At 63.5% G+C, this 24,153-nt stretch carries 26 protein-coding genes; 12 read left to right on the forward strand and 14 right to left on the reverse strand.

Annotated features, from left to right (window positions below):
* Nucleotides 1-2 precede the first annotated feature (2 nt).
* The 3 genes from NKI85_RS09560 to NKI85_RS09570 are packed head-to-tail and all read right to left on the reverse strand — an operon-like array spanning nucleotide 3 to nucleotide 4,740.
* Nucleotides 3-2,825 carry a DUF4159 domain-containing protein gene (locus tag NKI85_RS09560; protein ID WP_352523138.1) on the reverse strand — a complete coding sequence of 941 codons (2,823 nt, stop codon included), beginning with the start codon at nucleotides 2,823-2,825 and terminating at the stop codon, nucleotides 3-5.
* Nucleotides 2,822-3,736 (reverse strand): DUF58 domain-containing protein, encoded by a 915-nt coding sequence (locus NKI85_RS09565; RefSeq protein ID WP_352523139.1) that lies wholly within the window; start codon nucleotides 3,734-3,736, stop codon nucleotides 2,822-2,824. Before NKI85_RS09565 ends, NKI85_RS09560 begins: the two co-directional genes overlap by 4 nt.
* Complete coding sequence (locus tag NKI85_RS09570; protein ID WP_352523140.1) at nucleotides 3,736-4,740, reverse strand: AAA family ATPase; 1,005 nt, start codon at nucleotides 4,738-4,740, stop codon at nucleotides 3,736-3,738. The genes NKI85_RS09565 and NKI85_RS09570 overlap by 1 nt, the downstream gene beginning before the upstream one ends.
* Nucleotides 4,741-4,885: 145 nt before the next feature.
* Between NKI85_RS09570 and NKI85_RS09575 the strand changes: the two genes are divergently transcribed.
* From NKI85_RS09575 to NKI85_RS09585, 3 genes are read left to right on the forward strand one after another with little or no spacing between them, the layout of a single operon-like run.
* Nucleotides 4,886-5,515 carry a DUF1285 domain-containing protein gene (locus tag NKI85_RS09575; protein ID WP_352523396.1) on the forward strand — a complete coding sequence of 210 codons (630 nt, stop codon included), beginning with the start codon at nucleotides 4,886-4,888 and terminating at the stop codon, nucleotides 5,513-5,515.
* Between the two features lie 13 nt (nucleotides 5,516-5,528).
* Nucleotides 5,529-6,161 (forward strand): CoA pyrophosphatase, encoded by a 633-nt coding sequence (locus tag NKI85_RS09580; RefSeq protein ID WP_352523397.1) that lies wholly within the window; start codon nucleotides 5,529-5,531, stop codon nucleotides 6,159-6,161.
* Nucleotides 6,158-7,426: a CCA tRNA nucleotidyltransferase gene (locus NKI85_RS09585; RefSeq protein WP_352523141.1), complete on the forward strand. Its 1,269-nt coding sequence runs from the start codon at nucleotides 6,158-6,160 to the stop codon at nucleotides 7,424-7,426. The genes NKI85_RS09580 and NKI85_RS09585 overlap by 4 nt, the downstream gene beginning before the upstream one ends.
* A gap of 3 nt (nucleotides 7,427-7,429) precedes the next feature.
* Here the strand turns inward: NKI85_RS09585 and NKI85_RS09590 are convergent, their stop codons facing one another.
* The 3 genes from NKI85_RS09590 to hemF all read right to left on the reverse strand — a co-directional run bounded on the left by NKI85_RS09590 (nucleotide 7,430) and on the right by hemF (nucleotide 9,291).
* Nucleotides 7,430-7,615 (reverse strand): DUF1059 domain-containing protein, encoded by a 186-nt coding sequence (locus NKI85_RS09590; protein ID WP_352523142.1) that lies wholly within the window; start codon nucleotides 7,613-7,615, stop codon nucleotides 7,430-7,432.
* A gap of 255 nt (nucleotides 7,616-7,870) precedes the next feature.
* Nucleotides 7,871-8,131: a DUF1344 domain-containing protein gene (locus tag NKI85_RS09595; RefSeq protein ID WP_352523144.1), complete on the reverse strand. Its 261-nt coding sequence runs from the start codon at nucleotides 8,129-8,131 to the stop codon at nucleotides 7,871-7,873.
* Between the two features lie 245 nt (nucleotides 8,132-8,376).
* Nucleotides 8,377-9,291 (reverse strand): oxygen-dependent coproporphyrinogen oxidase, encoded by a 915-nt coding sequence (hemF, locus tag NKI85_RS09600; RefSeq protein WP_352776668.1) that lies wholly within the window; start codon nucleotides 9,289-9,291, stop codon nucleotides 8,377-8,379.
* 104 nt (nucleotides 9,292-9,395) lie between these two features.
* Here hemF and NKI85_RS09605 point away from each other — a divergent pair, with 104 nt between their 5' ends.
* Nucleotides 9,396-9,653, forward strand: coding sequence for a hypothetical protein (locus NKI85_RS09605; protein WP_023679487.1), 258 nt, complete (start codon nucleotides 9,396-9,398; stop codon nucleotides 9,651-9,653).
* Here the strand turns inward: NKI85_RS09605 and soxR are convergent.
* A complete protein-coding gene (gene soxR / locus NKI85_RS09610; protein ID WP_352776669.1) occupies nucleotides 9,650-10,096 on the reverse strand; it encodes a redox-sensitive transcriptional activator SoxR in 447 nt (148 codons plus the stop codon). The two genes, NKI85_RS09605 and soxR, sit on opposite strands and share 4 nt — an antisense overlap.
* A gap of 169 nt (nucleotides 10,097-10,265) precedes the next feature.
* A complete protein-coding gene (locus tag NKI85_RS09615; protein ID WP_352523147.1) occupies nucleotides 10,266-10,724 on the reverse strand; it encodes a tRNA (cytidine(34)-2'-O)-methyltransferase in 459 nt (152 codons plus the stop codon).
* A 283-nt stretch (nucleotides 10,725-11,007) separates the two neighbouring features.
* On the opposite strand from NKI85_RS09615, the gene NKI85_RS09620 reads away from it, so the two are divergent.
* Genes NKI85_RS09620 through NKI85_RS09635 form a run of 4 tightly spaced genes read left to right on the forward strand, consistent with a single transcriptional unit; the run spans nucleotide 11,008 to nucleotide 15,689 of the window.
* Nucleotides 11,008-11,553: a hypothetical protein gene (locus NKI85_RS09620; RefSeq protein WP_352776670.1), complete on the forward strand. Its 546-nt coding sequence runs from the start codon at nucleotides 11,008-11,010 to the stop codon at nucleotides 11,551-11,553.
* Between the two features lie 27 nt (nucleotides 11,554-11,580).
* Nucleotides 11,581-13,470 (forward strand): ABC transporter ATP-binding protein, encoded by a 1,890-nt coding sequence (locus NKI85_RS09625; protein ID WP_352523149.1) that lies wholly within the window; start codon nucleotides 11,581-11,583, stop codon nucleotides 13,468-13,470.
* On the forward strand, nucleotides 13,467-15,350 hold the full coding sequence (locus NKI85_RS09630; RefSeq protein WP_352523151.1) for an ABC transporter ATP-binding protein: 1,884 nt from the start codon (nucleotides 13,467-13,469) through the stop codon (nucleotides 15,348-15,350). Before NKI85_RS09625 ends, NKI85_RS09630 begins: the two co-directional genes overlap by 4 nt.
* Before the next feature lie 24 nt (nucleotides 15,351-15,374).
* The gene (locus NKI85_RS09635; RefSeq protein ID WP_352523152.1) at nucleotides 15,375-15,689 is read left to right on the forward strand and encodes a DUF6665 family protein; all 315 of its coding nucleotides are present in this window, start codon (nucleotides 15,375-15,377) and stop codon (nucleotides 15,687-15,689) included.
* A gap of 27 nt (nucleotides 15,690-15,716) precedes the next feature.
* Here NKI85_RS09635 and NKI85_RS09640 read toward each other — a convergent pair whose 3' ends face one another.
* Nucleotides 15,717-16,073 (reverse strand): cupin domain-containing protein, encoded by a 357-nt coding sequence (locus tag NKI85_RS09640; protein ID WP_352523154.1) that lies wholly within the window; start codon nucleotides 16,071-16,073, stop codon nucleotides 15,717-15,719.
* Between the two features lie 280 nt (nucleotides 16,074-16,353).
* On the opposite strand from NKI85_RS09640, the gene petA reads away from it, so the two are divergent.
* The 4 genes from petA to NKI85_RS09660 all read left to right on the forward strand — a co-directional run bounded on the left by petA (nucleotide 16,354) and on the right by NKI85_RS09660 (nucleotide 19,898).
* Entirely contained in the window at nucleotides 16,354-16,914 is a 561-nt protein-coding gene (gene petA / locus NKI85_RS09645) for a ubiquinol-cytochrome c reductase iron-sulfur subunit (RefSeq protein WP_352523155.1), read from the forward strand.
* A gap of 16 nt (nucleotides 16,915-16,930) precedes the next feature.
* Nucleotides 16,931-18,232: a cytochrome b gene (locus NKI85_RS09650; protein WP_352523157.1), complete on the forward strand. Its 1,302-nt coding sequence runs from the start codon at nucleotides 16,931-16,933 to the stop codon at nucleotides 18,230-18,232.
* 28 nt (nucleotides 18,233-18,260) lie between these two features.
* Complete coding sequence (locus NKI85_RS09655) at nucleotides 18,261-19,133, forward strand: cytochrome c1 (protein ID WP_352523158.1); 873 nt, start codon at nucleotides 18,261-18,263, stop codon at nucleotides 19,131-19,133.
* A gap of 219 nt (nucleotides 19,134-19,352) precedes the next feature.
* Complete coding sequence (locus tag NKI85_RS09660) at nucleotides 19,353-19,898, forward strand: adenine phosphoribosyltransferase (RefSeq protein WP_352523159.1); 546 nt, start codon at nucleotides 19,353-19,355, stop codon at nucleotides 19,896-19,898.
* A gap of 43 nt (nucleotides 19,899-19,941) precedes the next feature.
* Here NKI85_RS09660 and NKI85_RS09665 read toward each other — a convergent pair whose 3' ends face one another.
* From NKI85_RS09665 to pth, 5 genes are all read right to left on the reverse strand, one after another.
* Nucleotides 19,942-20,412 carry a MaoC family dehydratase gene (locus NKI85_RS09665; protein ID WP_352523161.1) on the reverse strand — a complete coding sequence of 157 codons (471 nt, stop codon included), beginning with the start codon at nucleotides 20,410-20,412 and terminating at the stop codon, nucleotides 19,942-19,944.
* Nucleotides 20,409-20,870 (reverse strand): MaoC family dehydratase, encoded by a 462-nt coding sequence (locus NKI85_RS09670; protein WP_352523162.1) that lies wholly within the window; start codon nucleotides 20,868-20,870, stop codon nucleotides 20,409-20,411. The genes NKI85_RS09665 and NKI85_RS09670 overlap by 4 nt, the downstream gene beginning before the upstream one ends.
* A 147-nt stretch (nucleotides 20,871-21,017) precedes the next feature.
* Nucleotides 21,018-21,992: a magnesium/cobalt transporter CorA gene (gene corA / locus NKI85_RS09675; RefSeq protein WP_352523163.1), complete on the reverse strand. Its 975-nt coding sequence runs from the start codon at nucleotides 21,990-21,992 to the stop codon at nucleotides 21,018-21,020.
* 218 nt (nucleotides 21,993-22,210) lie between these two features.
* The gene (gene ychF, locus NKI85_RS09680) at nucleotides 22,211-23,314 is read right to left on the reverse strand and encodes a redox-regulated ATPase YchF (protein WP_352523164.1); all 1,104 of its coding nucleotides are present in this window, start codon (nucleotides 23,312-23,314) and stop codon (nucleotides 22,211-22,213) included.
* A gap of 97 nt (nucleotides 23,315-23,411) precedes the next feature.
* Entirely contained in the window at nucleotides 23,412-24,146 is a 735-nt protein-coding gene (gene pth / locus NKI85_RS09685) for an aminoacyl-tRNA hydrolase (RefSeq protein ID WP_352776671.1), read from the reverse strand.
* Nucleotides 24,147-24,153 lie beyond the last annotated feature (7 nt).

Below are 24,153 nucleotides of genomic sequence, written 5' to 3' on the forward strand. Positions count from 1 at the left end.
GTCTATTGCCCCAGCCGTTCGAGCAGCACCGGGACGTGCACCTGGTCGGATTTGTAGTTGCCGGTCAGCATGTACATCATGATGTTGACGCCGGCGCGCAGCGCATAGATGCGCTGCATCGGATCCGACGGCACGGTCGGCAATAGCGGGTCGCCATTCTCGTCGACCGCCCAGGCGCCGGCGAAATCATTGGCGGTGATCATGATTGGCGAAACGCCGTCGCCGGTGCGCACCGGGCGGTTTTCGGTGTTGCTGGCTTCGAGAGACGCCTCGACCCAAAGCGGGCTGCCTGCAAAGCGGCCGGGAAACTCTGGAAGGATGTAGAAGGATTTGGTCAGCACGTGGTCCGACGGCACCGGTTCCAGCGGTGGCACGTTGAGGTTGCCGAGGATGTCGCGCAGCCGCTCCGTCGCCGGGCTGGTCGAATCCGCACCAATGCCGTTGGCGAACTGGTCGCGCGTGTCGAACAAAACCGTTCCGCCCTGCTGCATGTAGGCGTCGATGCGGGCGATGGCGGCCTCGCTCGGCATCGGGGCGGAGGGGTCGATCGGCCAGTAGATCAGCGGGTAGAAGGACAGTTCGTCCTTCGAGATGTCGACGCCGGCCGGTGCTCCGGGCTCGAGCGCGGTCTTTTCGATGAGAAAGCGGGTCAGGCCTTCGAGCCCGGCGCGGCTGATCGAATCGACACCCGGCTCGCCGGTCAGCACATAGGCGATCCGGGTCTTTGAAATGTCCCCGATGGCCTCCGTATCGCCCGGTTTGGCGTCGTCGGCGCGGGCGATGTCGGCATGGCCAACCAGCGCGCCGAGCGCAATCAGCAGGACGGCTGCCGTCGCGGCAGCGCCGGCACGGCGCGGCCGGCGCGACAACAGGCCGCCCATCCAGAATACGGCAAGCGTGTCGAGCACCATCAGCACCAGGGCCGCCGTGACCAGCGGACCTTTGAGGTTGCGCTGCTCGTCGAAGGCATACTGGACGGTGGTGACCGGCACGGTGATCTCAGGCCGTGCCAGCGGCGTGAACGTACTGTCGCCACCGAGCAGATTGTGGGCGAATACCCCCGTCTCGGAGCCATACAGGCCGGGCGGGTTTTCCAGCGTCACCGGCAGCGGGCCGGCGCCGGGCACCAGCGGCCTGGCATCCGGCGTCGGCGGCACCAGCGTGCCGTCGGCGGCAACCATGCGGTAGGGCGCCAGCGAAGTGGCGGCGGCTTCGGCATTGGCGACCGCCGCGCCCTGGTTGCGCGACAGTTGCACGATGCGCCGCAGCATCTCGACAAAGCTGCCGGAGATCGGCAGGTTGGACCATGTCGCCTCGGGGGTGACGTGGAACAGCACGAGCGTACCCTTGTCCTTCTTCATCCCGGTCACCAGCGGCGTGCCGTCGGCAAGCGTGGCCCAGGTGCGCTCGACAATGTCGGGCGTCGGTTCGGCCAGCACCTGCCTGGTGACTGTGACCTCGCTGGGCGGCGCGAGGTCGGCGAAGGGGCCGGTTTTCGGGAATTCGGTGACCGGCTGTGGGGCCGTCCATGATAGTGCACCGCCGAGCGAGCGCTCGCCTGTGCGCAGCCGGACCGGCAGCAGATCGTCGTCATTGCCGGCGGCGGCCAGCCGCGAGCCGGCAAAACGCACCAGCGTGCCGCCCTTGTCGACCCAGTCGACCAGCCTTTGCCGCGCCTGTTCCGGAATGGTGCCGACATCGGCCATGACGATCATCGCCGGCTTCTGGTCGAGCAGTTGCGGGATGGCGTCGGCGAGATCGACGCTCGATGGCTCGACCAGATCGGCGAAAGGCTGCAGGGCGCGGCGGATGTAATAGAGCGGCGACAGCAGCGGTTGCGCCTGGTCGGCCTCGGCCTGCGACAGCAGCCCGACGCGGCGGCGTTTTGAACTCTCATCGAGCACGCGGACGGCGCCGGCCTGGCGCTCGCCATCGAGCGCGATATAGGCGAAATCGTTGCGCAGTTCGAACGGCACTGCCATCGTGCCGGTAGCGGTGGATACGCCGGGAGCAAAGGTCAGCGTCGCGTCGGCGATGCGGCGGCCCTTGTCGTCGAAGGCGCCGGCGGTGACTTGCGCAGGCGCCGGGTCGCCGGGTGCGCGGATGGCGGTCAGGGCGAAGCCGTCGACCTGGTTGTCGGCGCCGGTCAGGCCGGTCAGCGACAGCCGGTCGGAGACGGCCCAGACGACACGTGCCGCGTTCTTCGACAGTAGCGTGTTGAACGCGGCTTCGTCGCCTTGCGCCGCCAGGCCATCGGCGAGCACGGCGACGCTGGCGCCTGGCAGCGTTTCCAGGGCTGTCGCGACGCGGGCATAGACGGCGGGACGGTCGGTCGGGATCGGCCGCGGCTTTGCCGCGCGCAGCCGGTTGAGCGCGGCAGCGGCATCGAAGGGGCCGATCTCGGCATTCGGTTTTTCGGCGGTGAAAGCGATGAGCACCGGCACGCCGTTCGAATTGGCGTCGGCGATCAGCCGCTCGGCGGTGGCGACGCGCTTGCCCCAGTCGGCCGCGCTTGCCCAGTCATTATCGATCACCAGCGCCAGGGCAGCGCCCTCGGCCGGCAGCTTTTCGCGCGGGTTGAAGACGGGTTCGGCAAGTGCTGCCACGATAAGCGCGGCCATCAGCAGCCTGAGCAGCGTCAGCCACCAAGGGCTCTGCTGCGGCGTTTCTTCGCGCCTCAGCACGCGGGCGAGAATCCTGAGCGGCGGAAACACCTCGGTTTGCGGCCTGGGCGGGGTCAACCGCAGAAGCCACCAGATCACCGGCAGCGCCAGCAAGCCCCACAGCACCATCGGCGCCCCGAAGGAGAGCGGCAGCCAGCTCATGCGCTGGCCCTCCCGGCAAAGCTGCCGTCGGCAGTCATCGCCATGTGGATGCGCACCAGCGCCTCGGAGGCAAGGCGGTCGGTATGATTGACGGTATAGCTCCAGCCGAGCCGTTTGCACCAACCGGCCAGTTCCTGGCGGCGGGCGGCATAAAGCAGGCGATATTCCTCGCCCAGCATTTCGGCGCGGCCGGCGGTCAGCTTGTCGCCGGTCTCAGGATCAGTGAATTCGGTGCGGCCGGCATAGGGGAAGCTTTCCTCGGCCGGATCGGCGACCTCGATCAGATGGGCGCGCACGCCGTGGCGGGCGAGCACGTCCAGCCAGGCTATCGTGTCCTCGACCGGGTCGAGGAAATCGCTGACGATGACGATGTCGCAGAAGCGGCGAATGCCGGACAGGTCGGGCTTTGCCGGCAGGTCGGCAGCGTGCATCAACTGCGCCGCGATGCGCTCGGCGCCATTGCGGGCGGTGAACGGGTCGGTCAGGCCCGGCCAGGCAATGCGCTCGCCGCTGCGCGACAAAAGCTCGGCCATGGCCAGCGCCAGCACCAGGGCGCGCGATTCCTTGGAAACGCTGGTTCCGGTCGATTTGTAGAGCATGGAAGGCGAGGGGTCGGCCCACAGCCACACCGTATGGGCGGCCTCCCATTCGCGGTCGCGGACATAGGTGTGGTCGTCGCGGGCCGAGCGGCGCCAGTCGATGCGCGAGGAATCGCCTTCGACATAGGGCCGGAACTGCCAGAAATTCTCGCCGATGCCGCGCTTGCGGCGGCCATGCCACCCAGCAATCACCGTGTTGACGATGCGGCGCGCCTCGACCAGCAGGTCCGGCACCAGCGACGCCCGCAACCGGCCTCGGGCGAGCGCATCGCGCGTCGCTGCCGGTGCCTGGGCTTCGCCGATGCGCGCCATCAAATCCCTTTCGCGAGCTTCGCCACCACGTCGCGCACCGTGGTACCCTCGGCGCGGGCGGTGAAGGTCAGCGCCATGCGGTGCTGCAGCACCGGCTCGGCCAGCGCGCGGACGTCGTCGACCGACGGCGCCAGCCGGCCGTCATAGAGGGCGCGGGCGCGGGCGCACAGCGTTAGCGCCTGACTGGCGCGCGGGCCTGGGCCCCAGGCGACGTGCTTGTCGGTATCGGCGTTGCCCTGGCCGGGGCGCGCCGAGCGCACCAGCTTGAGGATCGCCTCGACGACGCTTTCCGGCACCGGCATGCGGCGGATGAGCGTCTGGATATCCTTCAGCCGCGCCGGCTGCAGCACGTTTTCGGCCTTGGCATCCTCGATGCCGGTGGTTTCCAGCAGGATGCGGCGCTCCGCCTCGATCTCGGGGTAGAGGATGTCGACCTGCATCAGAAAACGGTCGAGCTGAGCCTCGGGCAGTGGATAGGTGCCTTCCTGCTCCAGCGGGTTCTGCGTCGCCAGAACGTGGAACGGCGACGGCAGGTCATGGCGCACGCCGGCAATGGTGACGTGGTATTCCTGCATCGACTGCAGCAGCGCCGACTGGGTGCGCGGCGAGGCGCGGTTGATCTCGTCAGCCATCAGCAGTTGCGCGAAGATCGGCCCGGAGATGAAGCGGAACGAACGCTTGCCGAATTCATCCTGCTCCATCACCTCGGAGCCGAGAATGTCGGATGGCATTAGGTCGGGCGTGAACTGGATGCGGCGCGAATCGAGGCCGAGCACGATGCCCAGCGTTTCGACCAGCTTGGTCTTGGCGAGGCCGGGCACGCCGACCAGCAGCGCATGGCCGCCGGCGAGCAATGCCACAAGCGTGCGCTCGACGACACTTTCCTGGCCGAAGATGACCCGGCCGACGCCGTCGCGGACCCTCGAAATGTCGGCCAGCGCCTTCTCGGCCTGCTCCACCATGTCCTTTTCGCTGATCGGGCTTTCCTTGATCATAACGCTCATGCAGCATCGATCCTTCTGATTGGAAATACCGCTTGGCACCTTGGGTGCCGCAGAATGCCGCGATTCGGCCTCGCATGGAGCCTGCAATGAACTTAAATCACAGACTTAGGCTGACAAGCGGAACAACAGTGACTATTTCGTGACCATGACAGAAGCCGCGGACTATCGTGAAGAGAGCCTGACGGCCGCGACCGAGCCGCGCGGGCTGGAGGCGCTGGTCTCGCGTGCGGCGCGCGCCGGCAAGGGGCCGGCGCCGGTGGAACGGTGGAATCCAGCGTTTTGCGGCGATCTCGACATGGAGATCAAGCAGGACGGCACCTGGTTTTATCTGGGAACGCCGATCGGCCGGATGCCGTTGGTGCAGCTTTTTTCCTCGGTGCTGCGCAAGGACGAGGACGGCAAGACCTATCTGGTGACGCCGGTGGAAAAGGTCGGCATCCGTGTCGCCGATGCACCGTTCGTCGCCGTCGAGATGGATGTGTCGGGCGCCGGCGACGGGCAAATCATCACCTTCCGAACCAATGTCGGCGATGTGGTCGAGGCCGGGCCGGAGCATCCGCTGCGCTTCGTCGATGAGGACGAGACCGGTGGCCTGAAACCCTATGTGCTGGTGCGCGGGCGACTGGAGGCGTTGGTGGCGCGGCCGGTGATGTACGAGCTGGTCGAGCACGGCGAAGAGATCGACATCGGTGGCAAGACGATGTTTGCCGTCCATTCGAAAGGCGAGGTCTATCCGATCATGCCGGCTGAGAAACTGAAGCGGCTGAGCGCATGATGGACCGCCTATGATGGATCAGGTGATGCCGGTGCCGTTTTCGGCCGAGAATTTTCGCCGGCGCGTCGCGGCGCAGCCGCAGGCGCATGCCGGCGATGATTTTGGCGACCACCGCTTCAATCCCGGCCATCCCAGGCTGAAGCTGGCCAAGGCGTTGCGCGATGCCGCCGTGCTGATCCCGGTGGTCGACCATGGCCATGAGGCCACGGTCCTTTTGACCAGGCGCGCGGAAAAACTGCGCAACCATTCGGGGCAGGTGGCTTTCCCCGGTGGAACCATCGATCCAACCGATGTGAGCCCCGAGGCGGCGGCGTTGCGCGAGACATTCGAGGAGATCGGTCTTGATAAGAATTACATCGAGATCATCGGCCGCATGCCGGATTACGTCTCTGGCAGCGGCTATCGCATCGCCCCGGTGCTCGGGATTGTGCGGCCCGGTTTCAGCCTGACGCTGAATTCCGATGAAGTCGATGCCGCCTTCGAGGTGCCGCTACGCTTTCTGATGGACCCTGCCAACCACGCCAGAGACAGCCGCATGTGGAACGACCTCGAATGGTTCTTTTACGAGATGCCCTATGGCGGCCAGCGCATCTGGGGCGTCACCGCCGGCATCATCCGAACGCTTTACGAGAGGCTCTATAGGTGAGCGATCCGGTGTCGATCGCGGGCAGGGCCGGTTGGCTCGGCGAAAGCCACCTGCAGCGCCTGCTCGCCGCGCTGACCGACGGCGGCGAGGACGCGCGCGTCGCCGGCGGTGCGGTGCGCAATGCGCTGATCGGCCAACCGGTCGCCGACATCGACATCGCCACCACCACGGTGCCCGAGGAAACCATCCGGCGCGCCGAGGCGGCGGGCTTCAAGACGGTGCCGACCGGCATCGAGCACGGCACCATCACCGCCGTTGCCAGCGGCAAGGCCTATGAGGTCACAACGCTGCGCGCCGATATCGAAACCGACGGCCGCCGCGCCAAAGTGTCGTTCGGCCGTGACTGGAAAGCCGACGCGGAACGGCGCGATTTCACCATCAATGCGCTCTATGCCGAAGCCGACGGAACGGTCGTCGATCTGGTCGGCGGCATTGCCGATATCGAAGCGCGGCGGCTGCGATTCATCGGCGATCCGGAAGCGCGCATCCGCGAGGATTATCTGCGCATCCTGCGTTTCTTCCGCTTCTTCGCCTGGTATGGCGACGGCAGGCCGGATGCCGAGGGACTGAAGGCCTGCGCCCGGCTCAAGCAAGGACTTGGCCAGCTCTCGGCCGAGCGTGTCTGGTCCGAGTTGAAGAAGCTGCTGTTGGCGCCCGATCCGTCGCGCGCACTGCTGTGGATGCGTCAGGCCGGCGTTCTGACCAGCGTTTTGCCGGAAAGCGAGAAATGGGGCATCGATGCCATTCACGGGCTGACTAGGACCGAGAGGGACCTGGACTGGGCGCCGGACCCGCTGCTCAGGCTGGAAGCCATCTTGCCGCCGGACGCCGCGCGCATGAAAACACTCGCCGAAAGATTGCGGCTGTCCGTGAGCGAGACAGGCCGCCTGAGGCACTGGGCGATAACGGCTGCCGTCGATCCGAAGACCACCGAAGGAGAGCTGGCGAAAAGGCTTTATTTCGGCGACCGCCAAGGCTTTAGCGATCGGCTGCTGCTGTCGCTCGCTTCCGCTCGAGCCCGCGCGGTCGAAGACAATGGCGCACTGCTCGAAGCCGGCGGCTTTTCGCGCCTGCTTGCCTTTGCCGAAAAATGGCAGAGGCCTGTCTTTCCGCTCAAGGGCGCCGATCTGACAACACTTGGCGCATCACCGGGGCCGAAGCTTGGTGCGACCTTGAAGAATCTTGAAAAGGAATGGGTCGAGTCCGGTTTTGCACTCGATCGCGGCGCGCTGCTCAAGCGCGCCGCAGAGGCACTCGAACCCTAGCCGTCACGCTGCGTCGCGGACATTCTCGATGCGCGAACGAATGGCCTCGATCATCGTCTCGCGGATCACTGTCTCGCCATGCGTCTCGCGCAGATGCTCGACGGCACGGCGCATGACCTCCGCCTCCTCCTCGGCGCGTGTGTGCCACTCGCAGCCGGGTACGAGCGACCCGCAATGGAATTCCTTCATCGGATTCTCCTTTTTCCTCCTTGGAGCGCCGGCATCTGCTTTGACACGGAAGCTCCAGCACTTTTTCCGTGCATGATCCTTTGTCGAAAACCAGCTTCGGTGTTCGGGTCATGCAATGGCCGAGCAAGCATAACACGATCGAATGGTTTTGGTTGCCGGCAGAAAGCCAAGCCGAACCGAAAAAGGCGGAGCATCGCTGCTCCGCCCTCCTACGCTACCCCGGAGCAAGACTGTCTTGCTCCGGCGGGCAGGCCATCACTTCACGATCTTGACTGCCTCGGCAATTTTGTTCTTGCCGCTCATGTCCCACGAAACGCGGACCTTTTCGCCGGCCTTCAGGCCAGGATCCTTGAAGGTCTTGGGCAGCGTAAAGGTAGATCCGTTGTCCAGAACGAGGCTAAGCGCCGTCGCGTCGAAGCTCTTGATTGTGCCGGTGGTGTGCTTGACAGCTGCAAACGCAACCGAACCGGAAGCGAGAAGGGCAGCGGCGGCAGCCGAAACAATAATCTTGCGCATGTAAAGTACTCCTGGAAAATTGCGGGCATTCGTTCGGGAAAAATGCTCCGCGTCGCTCAGGGCCGTCCGGTTGCGTCGAGTCGCAGTTCGGGGGCGAACCGCCGGCGCTTCCCGACCCGGAAACGACAAATAGCCTTGTTATTTCAAACGGATATTAGACGAAAAAGATATTCTTCGCGCCACATTCCCTGCCAAAATCCGACGATTTTGACCTGATTACGGTTCACGTCGTGCTAACCGAGATTTTACGGCCATTTTACCTCTGGTGGCAGGCTGGACAGGATTGAGGCGACATTGCCGCCGGTTTTCAGCCCGAAAATGGTGCCGCGATCGTGAAGCAAGTTGAATTCGACATAGCGGCCGCGGCGGATGAGCTGCTCGTCACGGTCGCCGTCGGTCCAGTTGTCGTTGAAGTTGGACCCCACCAGATGCCCGTAGACGACGAGAAAAGATCGCCCGACGTCCTGGACGAAGTTGAAATCGGCGTCCCAGCCGCCCTTGTCCTCGCCCGAATGCAACCAGTCGAAAAAGATGCCGCCGGTGCCGCGCGGCTCGTCGCGGTGCGGCAGGTAGAAATACTCGTCGCACCAAGCCTTGAATTTCGCGTAATCGGCGACCGCGGTGTTCTTTTCGCAGGCAAATTGCATCGCCCTGTGGAAGGCGATCGTGTCGGGATCGTCCTGGCTGCGGCGGCGGTCGAGCACCGGCGTCAGATCGGCGCCGCCGCCGAACCACTGGCGCGAGGTGACGACCATGCGCGTGTTCATATGCACGGCCGGCACGTTGGGGTTCCACGGATGGGCGATCAGCGAAATGCCGCTCGCCCAGAAGGACGGTTCGTCTTCGGCGCCCGGCATCTGCTTCCTGAACTCGGGCGAGAATTCGCCATGAACGGTCGAGGTGTGGACGCCGACCTTCTCGAAGACGCGGCCATGCATCATCGACATGATGCCGCCGCCGCCGATGCCGGCATCGCGTTGCCACGGCGTCTTTTCGAAGCGGCCGGCCGACCAGCTAGCCTGCGGCCCCTGCAGGTCCTGCTCGATCTGCTCGAAGCTGGCGCAGATGCGCTCGCGCAAGGTCTCGAACCACAGCCGTGCCTTTATCTTTTTCTGTTCGATGTCGGCCGGCAGCCCGGCCGGTATTTCGGGTCGTTGCAAATGCTGTCTCCGGTTGCCGGGCGCGCCCGACAAATGACTCGTCTTTTTCGGCCGCGATCCCTAATCTCTTAGGTGCTAGGGTCAAGTGTGAATGCAGTTCTTTCTTGCGCACCCCGGCAAGACCGCCGTTGGATGGCCTGAAGAAAAGGCTCGACCGTTCGCGCGCCGAGAACGCGCGCATGCCGCGCGACGGCTTCCTGCGCGAAACCTTCGTGCTGCCGCGCTCCGATGCGCGCCTCAAGGCGAAAGAGTGGTTCGAGCGCTTTCCCAAGCAGGCCTATTGGACCGAGATCGAAAGCTGGTTCGAGCGGCCGGGCGATGTCATCGAATTCACCATCAGGCGGCTGCCGGCGGCCGATTAACGCTCGATCAGCAAACGTCTCGCTCCCGGCCCGCGGGCGCTCAGCCGGTCGCCCTTGTTCCGCAGCGGGCATTTGTCGATCGACATGCAGCCGCAGCCGATACAGTCGGTCAGCCCGTCGCGCAGCTTCTTGAGCTGACTGATCTTCTGGTCGAGCTCGTCGCGCCAAGCCGTCGACAGCAGATTCCAATCCTCGCGCGTCGGCGTTCGGCCTTCAGGCAGTGATCGAAGTGCTGTGCCGATCTCGGCCAACGATATGCCGAGCTCCTGCGCTATCCTGATTATCACTACACGCCGCAGCACGTCGCGGCCGTAACGCCGCTGGTTGCCTGATGTGCGGTGGCTGCGGATCAGCCCGCGCGCTTCGTAGAAATGCAGCGCCGACACCGCGACGCCGCTGCGCACCGCCACCTGGCCGACTGTCAATTCCGTTGCCGCAGTCATTGGAGTTTTCCGCTTGACCTCAAGTTAAGTTGAGCTTGTAACGAAGAAACCCTGGATAGGCAAACAGCAGGAGAAGGCGATGTGCGCCTGGGTTAGAATGACAAGAGAGGGCGCAGTTGTCGGCCAGAAAGCGGCCGTGATAGCTGCGCCTGCCGAAGGTCTGCAGATCTTATCCGAGCTGCCGGATGGCTTCGCCGGTCACCATGGCAACGGAAAGCGCAACGTTGATGCTGCGCGCGCCCGGTTGCATCGGGATGATCAGTCGCGCATCCGCCGCCTCGTGGACATGATCCGGAACGCCTGCGGATTCGCGACCGAACAGAAGAACGTCGGCGCCGGCGAAGACGAAATCCGTATAGGCGCTCGCGGCTTTGGTCGACAGCAGCACCAGCCGCCGCGCTTCGCCTTTGCGCCAATTCTCGAAGGCGTGCCAGTCGACATGCCGGGTCAGCGCCGCCATTTCGAGATAGTCCATGCCGGCCCGTTTCAGCGCCCGGTCGGAGAGCGGGAAGCCGGTCGGTTCGATGATGTCGACCCCAAGGCCGAGGCAAGCGGCGAAGCGCAGGATTGTCCCGGTATTGCCGGCGATATCCGGCTGGAAGAGCGCAATGCGGAGACGGTCGTTCATTTCCGCGTCTTTCTAATAAGTGGCAGATCAGCCACAGAGCTCTCGCGGTTTTGGAAATTCCTAGACTGGCGGGTGGTCATTTTCTGCGAAGTCGGTTATACGCCGTTCATTGTCAACCCGAACCGATGGAGGGGTAATTCATGATGGCCATGCACATCCACCACCCCTCTCGTGGGCTTACCAGCCCGACGACGGTTTCGGTACGACGATTCTCCTGAACTTCTAGACTTCAATCGCGCCGATTCCCGCCGAAACCTATTTCGGCCTTCGAAGGAATCCTGCGATGTTTTTCAAGCTGTCGAAGGGGCTGAACGCCCCACCTGAACGCGCTTCGACCGATGTCACCCTCGCCGCGCGGCGCGTGCCCGCGGCCCGGGTTGGTTCACCTTTCTATCTGAATCTTCAACTGGAGGACGGACCGATGTTCGATCCCTGTAGAATACCCGGCTCAAGAAGCCTGCACGAGCGCAAGACTGCGACCTGGGCGCTTTTAATCGGCGAGACCTATTCGTCGGCGGTTCACGCCGAGGTCCGCGGGCGTCCGCATCGCGGCATGCTGCCGGACGTCGATTTCTCGCGCGCCGTTCCAGACCATAGCCGGCCGTCGCTGGTGCGCCGGATTATTAGGCTGATCCGCCCTGGTGCAAAAACAGGCGCGAAAATCCGGATCGTCAAAACGACGCCGTCAGCATCGTCAAACGAGGCTGTCGGCGAAAGGCCCGCGACCACCTATATTGCGCGAAGCAGGACCGGCGAGGCGGATGACTCCGTATCGCCGGTCCATGACGCCATGCGGTCTGGACACTTCGTCCGTTCCCGTGCCGCGTGAGCAGAAACAGGTGTTGTGAGCATCACTATGTTTAGCTGGTTTGAAAAAAGGCTCGATCCGTTTCCCGCTGCGGAACCGGTCGAGCCGCCGAGGACGCTGATCGCCTTTTGCGTGCATTATACGCGCGGCGCATGGCCCTACATCGCTGTCGATGCGGTGCTGGTGACGACCATCGCCCTTGCCGAGGTGTGGATGTTCGGCTTCATGGGCCGGATCGTCGACTGGCTGTCGGCGCAGAACCGCGAGACGTTCCTGCAGACCGAGGGCTGGAAACTCGCTGGCATGGCTTTCGTCGTGGTTTTCGCGCTGCCGGCGACGGTCTGGTTCCATTCGTTGCTCAACCAGCAGACGCTGATGGGCAATTATCCGATGCGTATCCGCTGGCAGGTGCATCGTTACCTGCTCAAGCAATCGATGAGCTTCTATCAGGACGAGTTCGCCGGGCGCATCGCGACCAAGCTGATGCAGACGGCGCTCGCCGTGCGCGAATGCGTCATCAAGCTCATCGACGTGCTCAATTATATTGTCGTCTATTTTCTCGGCATGCTGTTCATTGTCGGCTCGGCCGACTGGCGGCTGGCTGCGCCGCTTGCCGTCTGGCTTGCCGGATATATCTTGCTCTTGCGCTATTTCATCCCGCGGCTGGGCAAGGTCGGCGAGGAGCAGGCCAATGCGCGCTCGACCATGACCGGCCGCGTCGTCGACAGCTACTCCAACATCCAGACTGTCAAGCTGTTCTCGCATGCGCGGCGCGAAGCGTCCTTCGCCCGGGAAGGCATGGCTGGCTTTCTCGATACCGTCTATCGGTCGATGCGGCTGGTGACGCAGCTCTACGGCCTGCTCTACATCCTGAATTCGCTGCTGTTGTTCTCGGTCACGGCGATCTCGCTGTGGCTGTGGCTCGGCCAGGCGGTGACGATCGGGGCCGTCGCCCTGGTCATCGGCCTCGTGCTTCGGCTGTGGGGCATGTCGCAATGGATCATGTGGGAGATGTCCACCCTGTTCGAGAACATAGGAACGGTGCAGGACGGCATCAGCTCGATCTCGCTGCCGCGCCTCGTCGAAGACCGGCCTGGAGCCAAGGATATTGCCGTGACCAGGGGGGAGATCCGTTTCGACGACATCCGCTTCCACTACGGCAAGCAGAAAGGCGTGATCGAAAACCTGTCGCTGACAGTGAAGCCGGGCGAAAAGGTCGGCATCGTGGGTCGCTCGGGTGCCGGCAAGTCGACGCTGGTCAATCTTCTGTTGCGCTTCTACGACCTTGAGAGCGGCAAGATACTGATCGACGACCAGGACATCGCGGCGGTGACGCAGGACTCGCTGCGCGCCCAGATCGGCATGGTCACGCAGGACACCTCGCTGCTGCATCGGTCGGTGCGCGAGAACATCCTCTATGGCCGGCCGGACGCCAGCGACGAGATGCTGATCGAGGCGGCACGCCGCGCCGAAGCGCTTGATTTTATATCAGGGCTTTCGGACGCCAGTGGCCGCAAGAATTTCGACGCGCACGTCGGCGATCGCGGCGTCAAATTGTCCGGCGGCCAGCGGCAACGCATTGCCATTGCCCGCGTTATGCTGAAGGACGCGCCGATCCTCATTCTCGACGAGGCGACGTCCGCACTCGATTCCGAGGCCGAAGCGGCCATCCAGGAGAACCTCTACAGACTGATGCAGGGCAAGACCGTCATCGCCATCGCGCACCGGCTGTCGACGATCGCCGCCATGGACCGACTCGTCGTCATGGACAAGGGCCGCGTCATCGAGGAAGGTTCGCATGAGGAACTCGTTGCCAAAAGCGGGCTCTACGCCCAGCTCTGGCAACGCCAGTCGGGCGGCTTCCTGCTCGACGACGGCCCCTCTGCCAACGATGCAGCCGCCAACGATGCACTCGCCAAGGGTGAAGCCGCCGAATGATGCCTGCCATCTACCGCTGGTTCGAGAACTGGGTCTATCCGTTCCGGGAGCCTGCGGACCTTCGGCCACCTGCCGGCGTCAGGGGTTTCCTCTGGCACTATGTCGGGCAGGCGAAGATCGCTTTCTTCGCCATGCTGGTGATCGGCGGCATCGCGCCGTTGGTCGAAGCCGGACTGTTCTACTTCGTCGGGCGGCTGGTCGACATCCTCGACCAGCTTCCCGGCGAACGCAGCTGGCACGCCTTGTGGACTGCCGCTGGTCCCGAACTTGTCTTCATGATCGCTGTGGTGCTGGTCATCCGCACCATCGTCGTCGGCCTGTCGGCGCTGGTCGACGAGCAGACAATCACGCCGGGTTTCTATAATCTGGTGCGCTGGCAGGCGCATCGCCATGTCTCGCGGCAATCCTACGCCTTCTTCCAGAACGATTTTGCCGGGCGCATCGCGACCAAGGTCTGGCAGGCGGGACAGGCGACCGGCGATCTGATGGAAAGCTTCATCGAGGTCGTCTGGTTCATGGTCGTCTATACGGTGACGACGCTGGCGCTGGTCGCCGGGCTCGATCTCAGGCTGGCGGTGCTGGTGGTGATCTGGATCGCTGCCTTCGGCCTGCTCGCCAGGCGCTATTTGCCGGCGATCCGGAAGCATGCCGAGGCAACCGCCGAAGCCGGCTCGATGATCACCGGCCGCCTCGTCGATTCCTATTCGAACGTGCAGACGCTGAAGCTGTTCTCGGCCGATGGCGACGACCGCTATATCAGGAACGGCTTCGACATCTATCTCGACGCGCTGCGCCCGTTCACCCGCCGGCTGACCGGCGTGCGCATGGCGCTGACGATGCTGTCGGGCATCATGATCACCGCGATCGCCTGCTTTGCCGTTTATCTCTGGGTCGAGGGCTCGATCACGGTCGGCGGCGTGGCTTTCACACTATCGCTGGTGTTGCGGCTGAACATGCTGCTCGGTCGGCTGATGATGCAGCTCAACGGCATCTTGCGGAACCTCGGCGTGCTCGAGAATTCCAAGGCGCTGATCTCGCAGCCGCTCGGCCTGATCGATGCGCCGGGCGCGAAAGAGCTTGTCGTCGGCGGCGGGCGCATCGACGTAAGCAATGTCGAATTCAACTACGGCAAGGGGTTCGGTGTGCTCAACGGCATCGACCTGGTGGTGCGGCCGGGCGAAAAGGTCGGGCTGGTCGGGCCGTCCGGTGCCGGCAAGACGACGTTGGTCAATCTGATCCTGCGCCTCTACGACCTCGAGAGCGGCAAGATCGCCATTGACGGGCAGGACGTCTCCAGGGCCACGCAGAATTCGCTGCGCGCCAATATCGGCGTCGTCAGCCAGGACACGGCACTTTTCCACCGCTCGCTGCGCGACAACATCAAGCTCGGCATGCCGGCAGCGACCGATGCCGAGGTGATCGCGGCAGCGGAGAAGGCCGAGGCGCACGAGTTCATCCTCGGCCTGCGCGACAATCGCGATCGTACCGGCTATGAGGCTTATGTCGGCGAGCGCGGCGTCAAGCTCTCGGGCGGCCAGCGCCAGCGCGTGGCGATCGCTCGCGTCTTTCTCAAGGACGCACCGATCCTGATGCTTGACGAGGCGACCTCAGCGCTCGATTCCGACATCGAAGCGGCGATCCAGGAGAATCTGGCAAGGTTGATGGAGAACAAGACGGTCATCGCCATCGCGCACCGGCTGTCGACCATCGCGGCGCTCGACCGGCTGGTGGTGCTCGATGGCGGCCGCATCGTCGAGCAAGGCACGCATGACGAGCTGGTCGCGCTCGACGGGCTTTATGCACGGCTGTGGAAGCGGCAGTCCGGCGGCTTCCTGTTCAACGAAGAGAGCGCCTTGGCCGAGACCCGGCCGGCGGAGTAGTTTTCCATAAACCGGAGTGAAATCATGGCGGTGAGAATGCCATCGAATTTCGGACGGTCCGGCGCGCAGGAGAGCGCGCTGGACCTGCTTGGTCATGAAATCCTCGGCGAAAAGGCGGCGGCGCTCGGCCGCGCCGGTCGGCGCGTCGAGGAAACGTTGGCGAGGCTGCGCGAGAATGGCGACAGCGACAATCGTGCCCGGCTGCTCAAGGACGCAGCGGAGGCGGTGCACGGCTACTTCATCCAGCGCGAACTCTGCGGCCTGCGCAAGCACGACGCGGTGATCCGGGAATACAACATTCCCAAGGCCGTGCTGGCCAGGCTCGGCGCCGCCGCATGATCCGAACCGGAATTGATTTGGGAGGCGTTATTCCAGCCACTCGGTGATGAAGCTGCCGTTCTCGTGTATGTCGGTGGTTTCCAGCGGGCCTGGCCCGAGATTGGTGAATTTGTGCGGCGTGTTCGGCGGCACGATCAGGATCTGGCCGGCTGTGGCCTCGATCTGCCGGTTGCCGACGGTGAACAGGCTGGTCCCGGTCCGGATGATGAAAATCTCGCAATAGGGATGGCTGTGCAGCCTCGGGCCGCCGCCGATCTCAGGCAGGTGGTTGAAGATCAGGCAGCTGTTGGAGCCGTAAGCTCCGCATTGCAGCTCGCCCTGCCAGCGGTCAGGCCAGCGGTCGGGCGCTTCGGCCCATTTGTCGCGGTCTATCACATGCGCCATGGGGCGAGGATAAACCGGGCCTGCGCCCACTGTCGAGGTGAACGCAGCCGTTTGGTTTTGCTGCTGTTTTCCAATCGTTCCGCTGGGCGAATTACGTCCCCGCGACAATCTGCCCTTGTGCCTTCACCCGTCTGGACAAAAACAGGCTTCACGCATAAACCCAAGTCCCAAATGCCGGAGGAATTCGCTAGCCTGTTCGCCATGCGCTGTCGGGCCGGCGCGATTGAGCGGGGAACAGGCTCGGCCGCCGGCACGGAAGAGGCGAAAGGATCAGGCACCCGTGAGCGCAACCGACACCCACGATCCCAACCGTCGTGATTTTCTTTACGTTGCCACCGGCATGGCCGCGGTCGTCGGCGCCGGTGCCGTCGCTTGGCCGTTCATCGATCAGATGCGTCCGGATGCCTCGACGCTGGCGCTTGCCTCGGTTGAGGTCGATGTCTCTTCGCTGACGCCAGGAATGTCGCTCGTTGTGAAGTGGCGCGGCAAGCCGGTGGTCGTGCGCAACCGCACCGAGCAAGAGATGAAGGACGGCGAGGCGGTCAATCTCGCCGAGCTCAAGGATCCAATTGCCCGCAATGCCAATTTGCCGGCCGACGCGCCGGCGACCGACGCCAACCGCACCACGCCCGGCAAGGAAGCCTGGATGGTGATGGTCCAGGTCTGCACCCATCTCGGCTGCATCCCGCTCGGCCAGGAAGGCGATTTCGGCGGCTGGTTCTGCCCGTGCCACGGTTCCGTATACGATACCGCCGGCCGCATCCGGAAGGGGCCGGCGCCCGAGAATATGGCGGTGCCGGTGTTCCAGTTCATTTCCGACACCAAGATCCGTATCGGCTGAGGCAGGGGATATTTCCATGAGCGAGGGACACTCGACCTATACGCCCAAGACCGGCATCGGACGTTGGTTCGATTCGCGCATGCCGCTGCCGCGGCTGGTCTATGACAGCTTCATCGCCTATCCGGTGCCGCGTAACTTGAACTATGCCTGGACGTTCGGCGGCATCCTTGCGCTCATGCTGGCGGCGCAGATCCTGACCGGCATCGTGCTGGCCATGCACTACGCGGCCGACAGCACTCTCGCCTTCGATTCGGTCGAGAAGATCATGCGCGACGTGAACTCCGGCTGGCTGTTGCGCTATCTCCATTCCAACGGCGCATCGTTCTTCTTTGTCGCCGTCTACATCCATATCTTCCGCGGCCTCTACTACGGCTCCTACAAGGCACCGCGCGAGCTGCTGTGGATACTCGGCTGCATCATCTACCTCCTGATGATGGCGACCGGATTCATGGGCTATGTGCTGCCCTGGGGCCAGATGAGCTTCTGGGGCGCCACCGTCATCACCGGCTTCTTCACGGCCATACCGCTGGTTGGCGACTGGATCCAGCAGCTTTTGCTCGGCGGATTCGCGGTCGACAACCCAACGCTGAACCGCTTCTTTGCGCTGCATTACCTGTTGCCGTTCATGATCGCCGGCGTCGTCGTGCTGCACATCTGGGCGCTTCACGTGGTCGGCCAGAACAATCCGACCGGCATCGAGGTCAAATCGAAGACCGACACACTCGCCTTCACGCCGTACGCGACCATCAAGGACGGGTTCGGCATGATCGTGTTCCTGTTCGTGTTCGCCTATTTCGTCTTCTACCTGCCGAATTATCTCGGCCATCCGGACAATTACACCGTGGCCAACCCGCTGAAGACGCCGGCCCACATCGTGCCGGAATGGTACTTCCTGCCGTTCTACGCGATCCTGCGCGCCATCACCTTCAATATCGGGCCCATCAACTCCAAACTCGGCGGCGTGCTCTGCATGTTCGGCGCAATTGTCATGCTGTTCCTGGTGCCGTGGCTCGACACTTCGAAGGTGCGCTCGGCAGTCTACCGGCCTTGGTACAAGCTGTTCTTCTGGCTGTTCGTGGCCGACGCCATCCTGCTCGGCTGGTTGGGCTCGCAGCCGGCCGAGGGCAGCTATGTGTTCATGGCGCAGATGGCGACGCTGTTCTACTTCGCCTTCTTCCTGGTCGCGCTGCCGGTGCTTGGGCTGATCGAGACGCCGCGGCGGCTGCCGAATTCGATCACCGAGGCGGTGCTCGAGAAAAACAAGGGTGGCGGTGGACATCCCGCCGGCGCCACAGCCGCGCCGGAAACCAAAGGCTGAGCGTCAGAGAATCTCAAGGGGATTTGGCATGAAGAAGATTCTCACCTCGCTGGCGCTGCTTGGCATTGTGGCCGCGGGCATTGGGGCCGCAGGCACTGGAGCCAGCGCCCAGGAAGAGGCGCACAACGAGGCGGCACCGACGCATTTCCCGATACACGAACCGAAGGAAATGGGCTGGAGCTTCGCCGGGCCGTTCGGCACCTACGACAAGGCTCAGCTGCAGCGCGGACTGAAGGTCTACAAGGAAGTCTGTTCGGCCTGCCATTCGATGAATTTGGTGGCGTTCCGCACGCTGGAAGACCTTGGCTATTCGGATGCGCAGATCAAGACGCTGGCGGCCGAGTACACGATCCATGACGGTCCGAACGATGCCGGCGACATGTTCGATCGTCCCGGCAAGCCGTCCGACCATTTCCCAGCGCCATTCCCCAATGTGGAAGCAGCGGCGGCGGCCAATGGCGGCGCGGCACCGCCCGACATGTCGCTGCTGGCCAAGGCACGCGGCGTCGAGCGCGGCTTCCCGCGCTTCGTCTTCGACATCTTTACACAATATGCCCAGGGCGGTCCCGACTACATCCATTCGCTGCTGACCGGCTACGACCAGCAGCCGCCGGCGGGCATGGTCATACCGGAAGGCACGCACTACAATCCGTACTTCCTGTCCGGCGTGTCGCTGAAGATGCCGAAGCCGCTCTCCGACGGCCAGGTTACCTATGATGACGGCGCGCCGCAGACGGTCGATCAATATTCGCGCGACGTGTCGGCCTTTCTGATGTGGGCGGCCGAGCCGCACCTCGAGGACCGCAAGAAGACCGGCTTTCGCGTGCTGGTCTTTCTGCTGCTGTTCGGTGCGCTGGTCTACCTGACAAAACGCAAGGTGTGGGCCGGCGTGGCGCACTGAACGCCGCAACACACGAGACTGGGAGGGCGTCGAAAGGCGCCCTTTTCATTGCAGGCATTTCGATTCATCGCAGCCGGCGCTGAGCAAGGCGCTTTGCCGGACAATTTTCTGTCAGGCATCACATGGCGGTAGCCGGACCTAGCTGCACCGGGTTACGATTAGCCGAATTTCCTTTCACATCTTCAGTCGAATCCGACGAAAGGCCCGGAGAGCCGCTTGATGAAATCCTCGCTCGAAGACACGCTGCTTGCCGCGATCCGCACCATTCCGGATTATCCCAAACCCGGCATCCTGTTTCGCGACATTACGACGCTGCTCGGTAATGCGCGGGCCTTCCGCCGCGCCATCGACGAGCTGGTGCATCCCTATGCCGGCCTGAAGATCGACAAGATCGCCGGCATCGAGGCGCGCGGCTTCATCCTCGGCGGCGCCATCGCCCACCAGCTCTCGGCCGGCTTCGTGCCGATCCGTAAGAAAGGCAAGCTGCCTTATGAGACGGTGCGCGTCGCCTACAGCCTGGAATACGGGCTGGACGAGATGGAGATGCACAAGGACGGTGTTTCTCCAGGCGAGAAGGTGATCCTCGTCGACGACCTGATCGCCACCGGCGGCACGGCGGAGGCGGCCGTCAAGCTATTGCGGCAGATCGGCGCCGACATTCTCGCCGCCTGCTTCGTCATCGACCTGCCGGATCTTGGCGGCCGAGAGAGGTTAGAGGCGCTCGGCGTGCCGGTGAGAACGCTGATCGGGTTTGAGGGGCACTGAGAAACGCGCCTTTCTTTTCCCCCTTTGTGGGTGAAGGAAGAACTCACCCCACCTTCACCAGCACGGCACTTTCGAACTCGATGACCTTGTCGCCGGTCGAATCGAAGGCCTCCGAGCGGAGCGTCAGCAGCCGCCAGCCCGGTCGCGAGGCAATGGGGCGGTGGGCTAGCGCGGTGCGGGTGAAAGTCACGGTTTCCCCGGCATAGACAGGCTTAGGCCATTTGAGGTTCTTGAAGCCGGGCGAGGGGCCGAATTCCGGCACCGGGCCAGGGCCGGGCCAGCGGGCGACCTCGGCCTCCATGCCGGCCTCGAGGTTCAATTTCATCCAGGTGGCGGCAGTGTGCCAGCCCGAGGCGCAGAGGCGGCCGAATATGCTGTTCTTCGCCGCCTCTTCGTCGATATGGAATATCTGCGGGTCGTATTTGCGGGCGAACGCCTTGATCGCCTCCGGTTCGAATCGATGCGAACCGAGCGTGACGGTGATACCAATGCAGAAGAATTCGTCGAGGCTCACGCGTTGGCCTCGCGGGTGAGGAACATGACGGTGTTTTCGAGCTCGAAAACACCTTCGCCGCGCTGGTTGAACAACTCGCTGCGCATCGTCACCAGGCCAAGCCGGGGCTTGGATCTGGACAGGCGCTTGGCAAGGACGGTGGTGCTGCCGCTCAACAGGTCGCCGGCTAGGACCGGCCGTTTCCATTTGACCTGGTCGACGCCGGGCGCGCCCTGGGAGGTCGAGTCGAGCAGGAAGGCATCGCACAGCATGCGCATGAACATGGCGCAGGTGTGCCAGCCCGAAGCCGCCAGCCCGCCGAGGATGCTGGCCTTGCCCGCAGCTTCGTCGAGATGCATCGGCTGGGCATCGAATTCCCAGGCGAATTCCATGATTTCGGTGGCACTTACCAGCTTGGTGCCGAGGTCGAGCGAAGCGCCCTCGACGAAATCCTCATAAGCCCAGGTCTTTGCGGTCATGGTCTGGAAATCCGATTCAGGATTGTACGATCGCTACGGGTCGGGGTCCCGGATGCAGGCAGGGCGGCTTTTGGTCAAGCAATTTCTAGTGCGCCAGTTCTAGTGCGCCAGCCCATGCGCCTAAGCAGCAACAGAGGTTTGCAGGCTCTATAGCCAGCCGCGGCGGCGGAAATACCAGAAGGGTAGGATCGCCGAAAGCACCATCATGCCAATAGCGAAGGGGTAGCCAAAGTGCCATTTGAGCTCGGGGATGATCTCGAAATTCATGCCGTAGATCGAAGCGACAAGCGTCGGCGGCAGGAAGATGACCGCGGCGACGGAGAAGATCTTGATGATCGCGTTCTGCTCGATCGAGATCATGCCGAGCGTCGCGTCGAGCAGGAAGCTGATCTTCTGCGACAGGAAAGTGGCGTGGTCGGCGAGCGACAGCACGTCGCGCGACAAGGTCTTGATGCGGGCGCGGGTATCCTTGCTCATCTTGGTCTGCGTGGAGGCATGGGCAAGAAACCCGGCAAGGCGCTGCAACGAGATCAGGCTGTCGCGGATCGAGGAGGCAAGGTCCTCCTTGCGGCCAATGCCTTTCAACAGTTCCTGGAAGTCGCGGTTGCGCTTGGAAACCTTGGTCGAGCGTGCCTCGAATATATCGCGCGAGATCGCCTCGACGTCGCGGCCGGCGCGCTCCAGAATGTCGGCGAGGCGGTCGACGATCGCCTCCAGCAGGCCGATCAGGATGGTGTCGCCGCTGGTGCAGCCGGTCGCCACCTTCTCGGCGCGCAGCGGAAAGGTCTTGAACGCCTTCGGTTCGTGATAACGCACGGTGATCAGCCTGCTGCCGGCGAGCACGAAGGTGACCGGCGACATCAGCGGATCGTCCAACTCGGTCTGAGCCGGTAGAATGGCGGTCATGAAGTAGGCACCGTCCTCGACATAGAGACGGCTCGAGATCTCGATCTCTTCCATCTCTTCGCGGGTCGGAACGGCGATGCCGAGCCAGGTCTCGATTGTGGTCTCTTCCTCCTTTGTCGGGCTGAGAAGGTCGACCCAGACGACAGTGTCGCTGTTTTGCAGGAGATCGTCGACGAGGCGCAGGCGATCATTGTCGACGACGAAGGCCTTGATCATAGCCGGGTCTCCCTTGCTGTTGCCAAAGAGCGTTTCGTTCGGAAGGGGCGCGTCAGTCAGATCGCACGGATACGGGCATGTGAGGCGCGAGACCAGCGCAGAGGCCCCTTAGACCGGGCCTCACGGTCCGTCAAGCAGCGGCAAGACGCCGCTGCGATGCCTGTTATGAAGTTGTGACCGAGCGACAGCCATGGTGGCTGTGAGTGGGTTTCGCCGGGTCAGGTGTTGAACTTGAACAGCATGATGTCGCCGTCCTGGACGACATACTCCTTGCCTTCGTCGCGCGCCTTGCCGGCCTCCTTGGCCGCCACTTCGCCGCCCAGCCTGACGAAGTCGTCATAGGCGATGGTCTGGGCGCGGATGAAGCCGCGCTCGAAATCGGTGTGGATGACGCCTGCCGCCTGCGGCGCCTTGGCGCCTTTGTGCACGGTCCAGGCGCGTGTCTCCTTGGGTCCCACGGTAAAGTAGGTGATGAGCTGCAGCAGCTCGTAGCCGGCGCGGATCACCTTGTTCAGGCCGGGTTCGTCCAGGCCGAGTGTTGCCAGGAATTCCAGTTCCTCTTCATCGCTGAGCTGGGCGACCTCGGCCTCGATCGCCGCCGAAATCACGACGGTCCGGGCGCCTTGCGCGGCGGCCATCTGCTCGACCGCCCTGGTATGCGCGTTGCCGGTGGCGGCATCGGCTTCGGCGACGTTGCAGACATAAAGCACAGGGTGCGACGTCAAGAGGTTCAGCCCCTGCAGGATGCGCAGATCCTCAGGCGAGATGCCATTGAGCAGGATGCGGGCGGGCTTGCCGGCCTGCAGCAGCTCGAGTGCCGCCTCCATCATCGGAAGTACGGTCGTTGCCTCCTTGTCCTTGCCGGCGGCGCGCTTGCGGAACTGCACGATGCGGCGCTCGAGGCTGTCGAGGTCGGCAAGCATCAGCTCGGTCTCGACGGTCTCGGCATCGGCGACAGGATCGATGCGGCCCTCGACATGGGTGATGTCGTCATCCTCGAAGCAGCGCAGCACATGGACGATAGCGTCGACCTCACGGATGTTGGCGAGGAACTGGTTGCCCAGCCCTTCGCCTTTCGAGGCGCCGCGCACCAGGCCGGCAATGTCGACGAAGGAGATGCGGGTCGGAATGATCTCCTTCGACTTGCCGATCGCGGCGATCTTCTGCAGGCGCGGGTCGGGCACCGCCACCTCGCCGGTGTTCGGTTCGATGGTGCAGAACGGATAATTGGCGGCCTGTGCCGCCGCCGTCCTTGTCAGCGCATTGAAGAGCGTCGACTTGCCGACATTGGGCAAGCCAACGATGCCGCATTTGAAACCCATTTTGTCTGGTCCTATCGGGAAATCGTGATTTGATCAGGGGGCTATGGGCGAAAGCGCCGATGATCGTCAAGCCCTTGGCCACGATCCGTGACGGCGTTCAGTCCTTGCCGCCAAAAAGCTTCTTCAGCATCGCCGCCATCGGGCCGATTTCGGGCAGCTTGGCCGCCGGCTGCTGTGGCCGCGCCTGGCGAACGTGGCTTTGTGCCTTTGGCGCCTTTGGCGCCTTGGGCGGCGGGCGGTCGTCGTCGCCTGTCGGCGTGAGCTTGTCGCGCAAGGCCAGCGTCACGCGGTTCATGAAGGAATTGTCGTCGCCCATGGCAAGCAATCCGGCACCATCGGCGATTGCGTCGAGCAGCACGTCCAGCCACTCGCGGTCGCCCTTGGCGAAATCGCCGAGCACATGGCCATGCACCATTTCCTTGACGCCGGGGTGGCCGACGCCGATGCGCACGCGGCGAAAATCCTTGCCGACATGCTGGTCGAGCGAGCGGATGCCATTGTGGCCGCCGGAACCGCCACCGACCTTGACCCGCACCTTGCCGGCGGCAAGGTCGATCTCATCATAGAAGACGGTCAACGCCGAAGGGCCGAGCTTGTAGAAGCGCAGGGCTTCGCCGACCGCCTGGCCGGACAGGTTCATGAAGATCTGCGGCTTGATCAGGATCACTTTTTCGCCGGCAAGCGTGCCTTCGGTGATCAGGCTCTGGAATTTCTTCGACCAGGGCGAAAAGGAATGGCGGCGGGCGATCGCGTCCGCCGCCATGAAGCCGACATTATGCCGGTTGCTGGCGTATTTCGCGCCCGGATTGCCGAGGCCTGCAAAGACAAGCATCGTCGCC

The sequence above is a fragment of the Mesorhizobium sp. M0571 genome, from assembly GCF_040320985.1.
In the GTDB taxonomy this organism is placed as follows: Bacteria; Pseudomonadota; Alphaproteobacteria; order Rhizobiales; family Rhizobiaceae; genus Mesorhizobium.

Bases quoted from the DNA above. Each gene is read 5' to 3' on its own strand.
- NKI85_RS09635 (WP_352523152.1), top strand. From the start codon at position 15,375: ATGGCGGTGAGAATGCCATCGAATTTCGGACGGTCCGGCGCGCAGGAG.
- NKI85_RS09570 (WP_352523140.1), bottom strand. From the start codon at position 4,740: ATGAGCGTTATGATCAAGGAAAGCCCGATCAGCGAAAAGGACATGGTG.
- corA (WP_352523163.1), bottom strand. From the start codon at position 21,992: ATGATCAAGGCCTTCGTCGTCGACAATGATCGCCTGCGCCTCGTCGAC.
- NKI85_RS09615 (WP_352523147.1), bottom strand. From the start codon at position 10,724: ATGAACGACCGTCTCCGCATTGCGCTCTTCCAGCCGGATATCGCCGGC.
- ychF (WP_352523164.1), bottom strand. From the start codon at position 23,314: ATGGGTTTCAAATGCGGCATCGTTGGCTTGCCCAATGTCGGCAAGTCG.
- NKI85_RS09650 (WP_352523157.1), top strand. From the start codon at position 16,931: ATGAGCGAGGGACACTCGACCTATACGCCCAAGACCGGCATCGGACGT.
- NKI85_RS09580 (WP_352523397.1), top strand. From the start codon at position 5,529: ATGGATCAGGTGATGCCGGTGCCGTTTTCGGCCGAGAATTTTCGCCGG.
- NKI85_RS09595 (WP_352523144.1), bottom strand. From the start codon at position 8,131: ATGCGCAAGATTATTGTTTCGGCTGCCGCCGCTGCCCTTCTCGCTTCC.
- NKI85_RS09620 (WP_352776670.1), top strand. From the start codon at position 11,008: ATGTTTTTCAAGCTGTCGAAGGGGCTGAACGCCCCACCTGAACGCGCT.
- pth (WP_352776671.1), bottom strand. From the start codon at position 24,146: ATGCTTGTCTTTGCAGGCCTCGGCAATCCGGGCGCGAAATACGCCAGC.
- NKI85_RS09560 (WP_352523138.1), bottom strand. From the start codon at position 2,825: ATGAGCTGGCTGCCGCTCTCCTTCGGGGCGCCGATGGTGCTGTGGGGC.
- NKI85_RS09655 (WP_352523158.1), top strand. From the start codon at position 18,261: ATGAAGAAGATTCTCACCTCGCTGGCGCTGCTTGGCATTGTGGCCGCG.
- NKI85_RS09660 (WP_352523159.1), top strand. From the start codon at position 19,353: ATGAAATCCTCGCTCGAAGACACGCTGCTTGCCGCGATCCGCACCATT.
- NKI85_RS09640 (WP_352523154.1), bottom strand. From the start codon at position 16,073: ATGGCGCATGTGATAGACCGCGACAAATGGGCCGAAGCGCCCGACCGC.
- NKI85_RS09670 (WP_352523162.1), bottom strand. From the start codon at position 20,870: ATGACCGCAAAGACCTGGGCTTATGAGGATTTCGTCGAGGGCGCTTCG.
- NKI85_RS09630 (WP_352523151.1), top strand. From the start codon at position 13,467: ATGATGCCTGCCATCTACCGCTGGTTCGAGAACTGGGTCTATCCGTTC.
- NKI85_RS09575 (WP_352523396.1), top strand. From the start codon at position 4,886: ATGACAGAAGCCGCGGACTATCGTGAAGAGAGCCTGACGGCCGCGACC.
- soxR (WP_352776669.1), bottom strand. From the start codon at position 10,096: ATGACTGCGGCAACGGAATTGACAGTCGGCCAGGTGGCGGTGCGCAGC.
- NKI85_RS09625 (WP_352523149.1), top strand. From the start codon at position 11,581: ATGTTTAGCTGGTTTGAAAAAAGGCTCGATCCGTTTCCCGCTGCGGAA.
- NKI85_RS09590 (WP_352523142.1), bottom strand. From the start codon at position 7,615: ATGAAGGAATTCCATTGCGGGTCGCTCGTACCCGGCTGCGAGTGGCAC.
- NKI85_RS09565 (WP_352523139.1), bottom strand. From the start codon at position 3,736: ATGGCGCGCATCGGCGAAGCCCAGGCACCGGCAGCGACGCGCGATGCG.